The sequence below is a fragment of the Mycobacterium sp. WUMAC-067 genome (genome assembly GCF_020217485.1).
Taxonomy (GTDB): Bacteria; Actinomycetota; Actinomycetes; order Mycobacteriales; family Mycobacteriaceae; genus Mycobacterium.
In genome coordinates this window covers 1-875 of sequence record NZ_JAEKMI010000159.1, presented here as the reverse complement: position 1 = coordinate 875, position 875 = coordinate 1, and the positions used below count along the sequence as shown (strand labels likewise).

1 protein-coding gene is annotated in these 875 nt (G+C 69.0%); it reads right to left on the bottom strand.

Annotation, left to right across the window (positions count from 1 at the left end; genetic code table 11):
• A partial coding sequence (locus JF781_RS27990) for an AMP-binding protein (RefSeq protein WP_225341359.1) occupies positions 1–875 on the bottom strand: 875 nt, incomplete at both ends.

Below are 875 nucleotides of genomic sequence, written 5' to 3'. Positions count from 1 at the left end.
GGCACCGGCCGCAGCCAGCCGTCGAGCACGAAGAAACCGAGGTTGGCCAGCGGCACCCCGATCGGGCTGACGCTGCTGCCGACGTCGCCGCCAAGGATCTCGCGGAACGACGCGTGCACCGTGGTCTCGGTGATGCCGTACATGTTGATCATCCGCGGCAGCCCGGGATGACGATGCAGCCACGTCGACAACCGGCGCGGCTCAAGGGCTTCCCCACCGAACACCACCGTCTGCAACTTCAACTGCTCACCGAGCTCCGGCGCCAACGCGTCGGCGCTCTGCAGCGCATAAAACGCCGACGGGGTCTGGCTCAACACGTTGACGTTCTCGGCAACCAGCAAGGCGTGCAAGTCTTCTGGTGATCGAACGACGTCATCGGGTACGACGACCAGGCGCCCGCCATGCAGGAGGGCGCCGAAGATCTCCCACACCGAGAAGTCGAAAGCCAGGGAATGGCACTGGGTCCAGACCTGCCCGACGTCGAGTTGGGCATCGATGGACTCCAGCAGCTGGGTGACATTGCGGTGGGTGACCGCCACCCCCTTGGGAACGCCCGTCGAGCCCGAGGTGTAGATGATGTAGGCGATGCTGTCCGCCTCCGGCACCGGCAGGCCGGTGGCCGGTTGGGTGCGCACGGCGGGGTCGTCGATCTCAATGATCCGCCCGGCGAACCCGTCCAGCTGCGGGCGCACCTCGGCGGTGGTCACCGCCGCGACGGGGTCGGCATCGCCGAGCACGAACTCCAGCCGCGCCGCGGGCACGCTCGGGTCGATCGGCACATAGGCCGCCCCGGTCTTGAGCACCGCCAGGATCGCCACGATCGCCTCGGCCGACCGCGGCATCGCCACCGCCACCCGCCGGCCCGGGCCGGCGCC